Origin of the sequence: Micromonospora sp. NPDC005413 (genome assembly GCF_040606435.1) — a bacterium.
Taxonomy (GTDB): Bacteria; Actinomycetota; Actinomycetes; order Mycobacteriales; family Micromonosporaceae; genus Micromonospora.
The window spans coordinates 208,237-216,599 of the sequence record NZ_JBEXEV010000006.1 but is presented as its reverse complement, the minus strand read 5'-3'; the positions used below and the strand labels follow the sequence as shown (position 1 = coordinate 216,599).

At 72.6% G+C, this 8,363-nt stretch carries 7 protein-coding genes and 1 pseudogene; 6 read left to right on the top strand and 2 right to left on the bottom strand.

Annotated features, from left to right (window positions below):
• Positions 1–265: 265 nt before the first annotated feature.
• Positions 266–889: pseudogene (locus ABZS37_RS11170) on the bottom strand (SAM-dependent methyltransferase); the annotation flags it as partial.
• A 304-nt stretch (positions 890–1,193) separates the two neighbouring features.
• Here ABZS37_RS11170 and ABZS37_RS11165 point away from each other — a divergent pair.
• The 6 genes from ABZS37_RS11165 (at position 1,194) to nadC (ending at position 7,172) form a co-directional block, all read left to right on the top strand.
• A complete protein-coding gene (locus tag ABZS37_RS11165) occupies positions 1,194–2,168 on the top strand; it encodes a Rossmann-like and DUF2520 domain-containing protein (protein ID WP_355167801.1) in 975 nt (324 codons plus the stop codon).
• Complete coding sequence (panC, locus tag ABZS37_RS11160) at positions 2,165–3,013, top strand: pantoate--beta-alanine ligase (protein ID WP_355167799.1); 849 nt, start codon at positions 2,165–2,167, stop codon at positions 3,011–3,013. The genes ABZS37_RS11165 and panC overlap by 4 nt, the downstream gene beginning before the upstream one ends.
• 44 nt (positions 3,014–3,057) lie before the next feature.
• Positions 3,058–3,486: an aspartate 1-decarboxylase gene (panD, locus tag ABZS37_RS11155; protein WP_355167797.1), complete on the top strand. Its 429-nt coding sequence runs from the start codon at positions 3,058–3,060 to the stop codon at positions 3,484–3,486.
• A 96-nt stretch (positions 3,487–3,582) separates the two neighbouring features.
• On the top strand, positions 3,583–4,476 hold the full coding sequence (locus tag ABZS37_RS11150) for a septum formation family protein (RefSeq protein WP_355167795.1): 894 nt from the start codon (positions 3,583–3,585) through the stop codon (positions 4,474–4,476).
• A 108-nt stretch (positions 4,477–4,584) separates the two neighbouring features.
• Positions 4,585–6,279, top strand: coding sequence for an L-aspartate oxidase (locus ABZS37_RS11145; RefSeq protein ID WP_355167793.1), 1,695 nt, complete (start codon positions 4,585–4,587; stop codon positions 6,277–6,279).
• Entirely contained in the window at positions 6,276–7,172 is an 897-nt protein-coding gene (gene nadC / locus ABZS37_RS11140) for a carboxylating nicotinate-nucleotide diphosphorylase (RefSeq protein WP_354994567.1), read from the top strand. The genes ABZS37_RS11145 and nadC overlap by 4 nt, the downstream gene beginning before the upstream one ends.
• A 19-nt stretch (positions 7,173–7,191) precedes the next feature.
• On the opposite strand, the gene ABZS37_RS11135 is transcribed toward nadC, so the two are convergent.
• Positions 7,192–8,283 (bottom strand): hypothetical protein, encoded by a 1,092-nt coding sequence (locus tag ABZS37_RS11135; protein ID WP_355167791.1) that lies wholly within the window; start codon positions 8,281–8,283, stop codon positions 7,192–7,194.
• Between the last annotated feature and the right edge of the window lie 80 nt (positions 8,284–8,363).

Below are 8,363 nucleotides of genomic sequence, written 5' to 3'. Positions count from 1 at the left end.
GGCCCCCGGGGGGGGGGCCTTTTATTGGGGGGGGCCCGCGCCCCCCCCCCCCCCGCGGCCCCGCCCGTCAGGCCGGCCCCGGCCGGCTCCGGGCGGTCAGGCTTGATCCCTGCGCCGGCCGGGCTGCCCGGAAACCCGACTCGCTTCCGCTGGTCGCGTCAGTCCAGGTCGGCCTCCGGCCGGGGTCGCGGTCCGCGCTGCGAGGGCTTGTGGGGCTTGGCCACCAGGTTGTCAGCCAGTCAAGATCAGCAGGACTGACCAGCTCACCAACGGTCTCCGAACCGCTCTCGGGGTCGACCAGCACGTAGTGCCAGCCGTCTTCGGTGTGCACCGCCACGTCCAGCGGAACGTTGTCCAGCCACTCGGTAGCGATCAACAGTCCGTTGATCCCAGCAGGAATCTCGGACACCCACTCGATCTGTTCCGGCAGATGTTCCGGTCGCGGCGCCAGCTCGACGGCGGTGAACCGCACCCGTTCCGCAAGCGACGGACGGACCGCGACCGACGACGGATCGTCGGGCGACCGACGGGCGGAGGCCGTGGGAGTCAGGGTTTCCGGGGAGCCCGCCCACGCAGGGATCAAGCCCGACCGCCCGGAGTGGGTGGGCTCCCCGGAAACCCCCACCGCAAGCCCGACGGCGTCCTCGGTGGATTGCAACAGGGCATTGAGTAGTTCTCCTCGACCCGCGCCGACGTCGACCACGTCGAGCCGCAGCGGGTGGCCCAGGGCGGTGTCCACCTCTGCGACAAGGCGTAGGAGTGCGGTGGCGAAGGCTGGGGAGGCGTGCACGCTGGTTCGGAAGTGGTCGGCCGGCCCGGTACCGGCGACGAAGAAGCCGCCCGGCCCGTAGAGGGCCCGGCTCATCGCGTCCCGCCAAAGGATCGACATCAGTTCGCGCCGAGTTCAGGGTGCGTCACCGTGCCGACCCTACGGTCACCCGTTCGGGACGACATCCTCGCGTTACGGTGATCAATTGATGAGAAGCAGGTCAGAAATGATCCTGGCACCTACTTTTCATCACTTGATCAAGGCGGAAGCGCCTGGAGCGGCCCGGGAGGCTGCCGGGTCCCCTTGGTGACAAGGGGCACTTCCGTGGGTGGTGAACGTTTTCACACATGCTTGTCCCGGTTCGGTGGGCCCGGCGCATACTTGCGATCGACCGGTACCCCTTCTCGAGGACTGGATCGTGATCATGAGCGCACCGTTGCGCCCGCGTCCGGCCGCCCCGCACGGGCCTGCCGCCTCGCGGGACCGCGCCGACATCGGCGCCTTCGTCGCCTCCCGTCTGCTCACCGTCGGTGTCATTGGTGCCGGTCGGGTCGGAGCCGTGCTGGGGGCCGCACTCGCCGCCGCCGGGCATCGGGTGGTCGCGGTCACCGGCGGTTCCGGAGCCAGCAGCGCCCGACTCGCGCTGCTCCTGCCCGAGGTGCCCCGCCGCCCGGTCGCCGCCGTGGCACACGCCGCCGCCGACCTGCTGCTGATCGCGGTGCCGGACGACGCGTTGGCCGGTGTGGTGGCCGACCTCGCCGATCGGGGTGCGCTGCGTCCGGGCCAGGTGGTCGCACACACCTCCGGTGCGCACGGCCTGGCCGTGCTGGCACCGGCGGTCGAGGTCGGTGCCCGGCCGCTCGCCCTGCACCCCGCCATGACGTTCACCGGTACGCCGGACGATCTGGACCGGCTGGCCGGCATCTCGTACGGGGTGACCGCCCCGGCGGAACTGCGCCCGCTGGCCGCCCGACTGGTCGCCGACCTGGGCGGCGTACCCGAGTGGGTGGGCGAGGCGGATCGTCCGCTCTACCACGCCGCGCTGGCCCACGGCGCGAACCACCTGGTGACCCTGGTGAACGAGGCGACCGACCGGCTGCGCGACGCCGGGGTGGCTCGGCCGGAGAAGGTGCTCGCCCCGTTGCTGCGGGCTGCCCTGGAAAACGCGCTGCGGCTCGGCGACGACGCGTTGACCGGGCCGGTCTCCCGTGGCGACGCGGGCACCGTCCAGCGGCACCTGGCCCGGTTGGCCGCCACCGCGCCGGAGTCCGTCCCCGCGTACCTGGCGTTGGCCCGGCGTACCGCCGATCGGGCGATCGCCGCCGGCCGGCTCCGGCCGGCGGACGCGCAGTCGCTGCTCGGTGTGCTGGCCGACAGCGGTCGGGAGGTGGCCGCATGACGCAGCTCGTGCACACGCGCGCCGACTTGGCCGAGGCCCGGGCCGGGTTGAAGGGCACGGTCGGGGTGGTGATGACCATGGGCGCGCTGCACTCCGGGCACGAGACGTTGCTGCGCGCGGCCCGGGAACAGGCCGACCACGTGCTGGTGACGATCTTCGTGAACCCGTTGCAGTTCGGGCCGAACGAGGACTTCGACCGCTACCCGCGGACCCTCGACGTGGATCTGGAGGTGTGCCGACGGGCGGGCGCCGACCTGGTTTTCGCTCCGTCGGTGGCCGACATGTATCCGGACGGCCAGCCCCGGGTAAGCCTCGACCCGGGGCCGCTCGGCGTGGAGTTGGAGGGCGCGAGCCGCCCCGGCTTCTTCCACGGCGTGCTCACCGTGGTGCTGAAGCTGCTTCAGCTGACCCAGCCGGACCTGGCTTTCTTCGGTGAGAAGGACTACCAGCAGCTCACCCTGGTCCGGCGGATGACGCGGGACCTGGACGTGCCGGTCGAGGTGGTCGGCGTGCCGACCGTCCGGGAGCCGGACGGGCTGGCGCTCTCCAGCCGCAACCGTTACCTCAGCGAGTCGGAGCGGGCCGCCGCGCTGAACCTGTCCGCCGCGCTGCGGGCCGGTGCGCGGGCGGCCGACGACGGCCTGGACGCGGGGGCGGTGCTGACCGCCGCGCACGCCGCGTTCGGTGCCGGTACGCCGGGTGCCCGCCTCGACTACCTGGTGCTCACCGATCCCGAGTTGGAGCCGGGGCCGGTGTCCGGGCCGGCCAGGCTGGTGATCGCCGCTTGGGTGGGCGCCACCCGGTTGATCGACAACGCCGCGATCCGGCTCGCCCCCCGCCCCTGACCCGGCCGCACCACCCTCCACCACTCCCGCGAAAGGCCACCCCGATGCTGCGGACCATGCTCAAGTCGAAGATCCACCGTGCCACGGTGACCCAGGCCGATCTGCACTACGTCGGTTCGGTGACGGTGGACGAGGACCTGCTCGACGCCGCCGACCTGCTCCCCGGCGAGCAGGTGGCGATCGTGGACATCACCAACGGTGCCCGGCTGGAGACGTACGTGATTCCGGGCGAGCGGGGCAGCGGCGTGATCGGCATCAACGGTGCCGCCGCGCACCTGGTGCACCCCGGTGACCTGGTCATCCTGATCTCGTACGGGCAGATGGACGACGCCGAGGCGCGGGCGTACCGGCCGCGGGTGGTGCACGTGGACGCCGACAACCGGGTGATCGCGCTGGGTGCCGACCCGGCTGCGGCGGCCCCCGGCACGGCCGGTGACCCGGTGCCCAGCCCGCTGGCCGTGTCCGGAGTCTGATCCCGCGCGACCCGATTCCGGTCTGTCACCAGAAGGTCATTTCCGGTTACCCTTGGCGCGCTGGCGGAAGCCGGCCGGTGGCTGGGGGAGGCCGCTATGCGTGCGATGACGACCGTGTTCGCGGCTGCCGTCACAGCAGTGCTGCTGGTCGGCTGCGCCGGCTCCGGTGGCCTGGACGGTGACCTGACCGACGACTGGGCGGCGCTGCCGCCGGCCACGGCGTTCACGCCAGCCGCCGGGGTGTGCCAGGCCGCCGATTTCACCGACGTGGTCACCCTGGCCAGTTATGAGCCGGTGGACTGCGCGGGCCCGCACCGGGTGGAGACCGTGCATGTGGGGGCGTTCCCGGTCGAGCGGGCGAATGCCCCGGCGGGTGGCTCGGCGGAGCTGCGAGGCGCGTTCGCCGAGTGCGACACCCGGGCGACCGGTTACGTGGGCGACGACTGGCGGGCCGGCCGGCTGCGGTTGTCCGTGGCGCTGCCCTCCGGGCCGGGCTGGGCAGTGGGTTCCCGTTGGTACCGGTGCGACCTCACCGAGCTGACCACCGTCGAGGCGGCGGCGAAGGTGGTTGTCCGGTCGGGCAGCCTCCGGGACGCGTTGAAGGGGGCCTCCGGGCTGCGGCTGGGTTGCCAGCAGACCCGTGGTGCGGCCAGGCGGGGTGAGCAGACACTGGACCCGGTGGAGTGCGGTAGACCACACGACGCCGAGTTCGTCGGGGTGTGGCGCGCGCCGGACACGGCGTACCCGTCCCGGGACGCCGACTCGGTGCCGTTCTATGCCGCCTGTCGCAGCCTCCTCGGCCGATATGTGGGCGTGCCGGACGACGCGGAGCTGCGGTTTCGCAGCGGTGTGGTGGTCCGCCTGCCAGGTGCGGGGCGCTGGAGGGTCGGTGACCGGGGCGTCCGCTGCTACCTGTGGCTCAGCGACCGTACGGTGGCCGCCTCGTTGAAGGGCGCGGGCCCGGCTGGCCTGCCGGTCCGGACGAAGTGACCACGGTCCGACGGCCGGTGCGGGGCGGGCGGCGCCGGACAGGGTCGCCCAAAACACTCGTCCCGCCCCCGCCGCCCCGAGCGAGGACGGTTCGGGTTGACTGGGGGGATGGACCTTCCGACCGTCGACCTGCCGGCCCTACCCGAACTGCTGGCCGCGCCCGCGCCCGGCTGGGTGGAGACCACCGACGTGATCGTGGTGGGTTCCGGGGTGGCCGGGTTGACCGCGGCGCTGCACCTGCGTGAGGCGGGCCTGCACGTCACGGTGGTCACCAAGGTCAATATCGACGATGGCTCGACCCGGTGGGCACAGGGCGGCATCGCCGCCGTGCTCGACCCGACGGACACTTCGGCGGCGCACGCCCGGGACACCGAGGTCGCCGGGGTCGGGCTCTGCGACCCGGCGGCGGTCCGGGTGCTGGTCGAGGAGGGCCCGACCCGGCTGCGTGAGCTGATCCGGATCGGCGCCGAGTTCGATCGCCACTCGGACGGCTCCCTGATGCTGACCCGTGAGGGCGGGCATCGGGCGGACCGGATCGTGCACGCGGGCGGGGACGCCACCGGCGCGGAGGTGCAGCGGGCCCTGCACGCCGCGGTGCAGCGCGACCCGTGGATCCGGCTGGTCGAGCACGCCCTGGTGCTGGACCTGCTGCGAGCGCCGGGCGACGGCCCGGGCGGGCTCGGCCCGGCCTGCGGGATCACCCTGCACGTGCTGGGCGAGGGCAGCGAGGACGGCGTCGGTGCGCTGCTGGCCCGGGCGGTGGTGCTCGCCACCGGCGGGATGGGGCAGATCTTCTCGGCCACCACCAACCCGGCGGTCTCCACCGGGGACGGGGTGGCGCTGGCGATGCGGGCCGGCGCGGCGGTTACCGACGTGGAGTTCGTCCAGTTCCACCCGACCGCACTGATCAGCCCGACCGGCGCCGGAATGCCCGGCGTGGGGCACGCACAGCAGCCGCTGGTCTCCGAAGCGCTGCGCGGCGAGGGCGCGTACCTGGTGGACGCGGACGGCAAGCGGTTCATGGTGGGCCAGCACGAGTTGGCCGAGCTGGCACCCCGGGACGTGGTGGCCAAGGGCATCCACCGGGTGTTGCTGGCCACCGGCGCGGACCACGTCTTCCTGGACGCCCGGCATCTGGGCGGGGACTTCCTGGCTGGGCGGTTCCCGACCATCGTGGCGTCCTGCCTGGCGATCGGCGTGGACCCGGCGACCGACCTGATTCCGGTCGCGCCGGCCGCCCACTACGCCTCCGGCGGTGTCCGCACCGATCTGCGTGGCCGCACCTCCATCCCCGGCCTGTACGCCTGCGGCGAGGTGGCCTGCACGGGTGTGCACGGCGCGAACCGGCTGGCCAGCAACTCGCTGCTGGAGGGCCTGGTCTTCTCCCGGCGCATCGCCGAGGACATCGCGGCGGGCCTGCCCGAGCAGGTTCAGCCGGCGGACACCGGCGCCTGGCGTGGTGGAGCGGGCTGGGTGCTGCCGGCGGAGGCGACGCTGCCCCTGCAACGGGCGATGACGCGGGGAGCCGGGGTGCTCCGTTCCGCCTCGACGCTGGCGGCGACGGCCGGGACGCTGACCGAGTTGGGCGTTGCCCGGGGCCGGCCGCGGACCGCCGACTGGGAGGCGACCAACCTGCTCACCGTGGCGTCGACGCTGGTGGCTGCCGCGTACGCGCGCGGCGAGACCCGGGGTTGCCACTGGCGGGAGGACTTCCCGATAGCCGACGAGCGGTGGCTGGGCCACCTGGTCGGGTCGATAGGTGTGCAGGGCCGGATGACGCAGCACTGGGAGGCAAATTCATGACCGAGTCGACGCTGCAAGCGTTGCGGGCGGCCGGGCTGGACCCGGCGCAGGTGCGGCGGGTGATTGAGAACGCGCTGGTCGAGGATCTGGGCCCGGACTTCCTTGACGTCACGAGCGTGGCCACCATTCCGGCGGAACAGACCGACACGGCCGACCTGGTGGCCCGCGCGGACGGGGTGCTGGCCGGGATGGCCGTGGCCGCCGCCGTGTTCGAGTTGGTGGGCGAGGTGACGGGCTTCGGTCGTACCGTCGAGGTGTCGGTGGTGGCCCGCGACGGCGAGCGGGTGGCCCGCGGTGCCGTGCTGGCGACGGTGACCGGCCCGACCCGGCTGCTGCTGACGGCCGAGCGGACGGCGCTCAACCTGCTCTGCCGGATGTCCGGGGTGGCCACGCACACTCGCGCCTGGGCGGACGCGTTGGCTGGCACGAAGGCGATGGTGCTGGACACCCGCAAGACGACGCCGGGCCTGCGGGCGCTGGAGAAGTACGCGGTGCGCGCGGGCGGTGGCACCAACAAGCGGATGGGCCTCTACGACGTGGCCATGATCAAGGACAACCACAAGCTCGCGGCCGGGGGCATCACCGCGGCGTACCGGCGGGTTCGGGAGGCGTTCCCGGAGGTGCCGGTGCAGGTCGAGGTGACCACGGTCGCCGAGGCGGTGGAGGCGGTGGAGGCCGGGGCGGATTTCCTGCTCTGCGACAACATGACGCCCGAGGTGTTGGCCGAGGCGGTGGCCGCGGTGGGTGACCGGGCGGAGTTGGAGGCGACCGGTGGGCTGACCCTGGAGGTGGCGGGCCGGTACGCGGCCACCGGCGTCGACTTCCTCTCGGTGGGTGCGTTGACGCACTCGTCGCCGATCCTGGACATCGCGCTGGACCTGCGGACCGGGTAGCGGGCGGGCCGCCGGCGTCTCAGACGCTGGTCAGCGAGCTGGTGGCCAGGTTGAAGATCACCCTGTTCTCGGTGTCCTGTCGGCCGTCCAGGCCGTACTTGGCCCGAAAGAGCTCCAACACCCGGTTGTAGATCTCGGGCGGTAGCTCGTCGGCCTCTCCGATGGCGAAGATCTCGCCGGCTGCCTCGGGCCGGTCCAGCACGACGGTCAGCCCGGTCAGGCCGTGCCGGGCCACGTTGCGCACCAGGTCGGTGCCGGCGATGTACCAGTCGCCGTCGGAGCGTACGTAGAGCGCGTCGCAGGTCTCCAGGTCCCGACCAGCCTGGCGTAGGCAGAGCCGCAGCGTGAGGCAGGCCGCCAGGTCCTCCAGGGGTGCGGTCTCCCACAGCTCGGCGAACCGGTCGTCAACGAACTCGCCCAACGGTGTCGAGACGAACGCCTCGATCTGCTGGGTGTCGAAGGTGCTGCCCTGCACTGGGAAGAACGAGATGAACGCCTTGCCGTCCCAGCGGTACATCTGCACGGAGGGTGCGGCGCTGTAGACCCGGACCTGGAGGCGGGCTCGGGCCGACTCGGGTAACTCCTCGCTGAGCCGGGCGAGGTGCCACAGGTTGTTGAGGATGGCCACCGAGGCGTCCCGCCGGCGCAGCTCCTCGCCGCGCAGCCGGACCGCGGGCGAGTCCGGGTCGAGGAGCAGCACCTTGACGGCGGCGCCGTTGGCGAGCGCGGAGCGCAGGGCGGCCACGAACCGGGGCGCGTACGGGCCCTCCAGCATGCTGGTCCAGGTTTCCAGGATGGCCACGATCTCCCGGGACTGGGCGACCCGTTCGATCAGGGCGTCCCGGTCGAGTCGGGGGTGTTCGATGATGCTGACCGTCTGCAGCTCGCGGAAGAGCGGGTTGAGCACCACGTAGGTCAGCAGCGTCATGATCAGCGCGGCGCCGATGTTGAGGTAGAGGTCCCCGGCGAAGCTGCCGCTCTCCCGCAGGGACGCCCGCCATGCCTGCACGACCATCCAGATGGCGCCGCCGGCCAACGCGACCAGCACCAGCACGTGCCGTCGACGCCGGCGCAGGGTGTTGCGGCCCCGCACCCACCACGTCCCCGACATGTCCGCTCCCCGTCCGGCCCCGCCGTGGATCGACTCATGCTCATATCGCGATACGGCCAGGATACGGTCCACCGGCCGGT

Excerpts from the sequence above, each read along its gene's own strand:
- ABZS37_RS11145 (WP_355167793.1), top strand. The coding sequence starts at position 4,585 with ATGGACCTTCCGACCGTCGACCTGCCGGCCCTACCCGAACTGCTGGCC.
- ABZS37_RS11150 (WP_355167795.1), top strand. The coding sequence starts at position 3,583 with ATGCGTGCGATGACGACCGTGTTCGCGGCTGCCGTCACAGCAGTGCTG.
- ABZS37_RS11135 (WP_355167791.1), bottom strand. The coding sequence starts at position 8,283 with ATGTCGGGGACGTGGTGGGTGCGGGGCCGCAACACCCTGCGCCGGCGT.
- nadC (WP_354994567.1), top strand. The coding sequence starts at position 6,276 with ATGACCGAGTCGACGCTGCAAGCGTTGCGGGCGGCCGGGCTGGACCCG.
- panD (WP_355167797.1), top strand. The coding sequence starts at position 3,058 with ATGCTGCGGACCATGCTCAAGTCGAAGATCCACCGTGCCACGGTGACC.
- panC (WP_355167799.1), top strand. The coding sequence starts at position 2,165 with ATGACGCAGCTCGTGCACACGCGCGCCGACTTGGCCGAGGCCCGGGCC.
- ABZS37_RS11165 (WP_355167801.1), top strand. The coding sequence starts at position 1,194 with ATGAGCGCACCGTTGCGCCCGCGTCCGGCCGCCCCGCACGGGCCTGCC.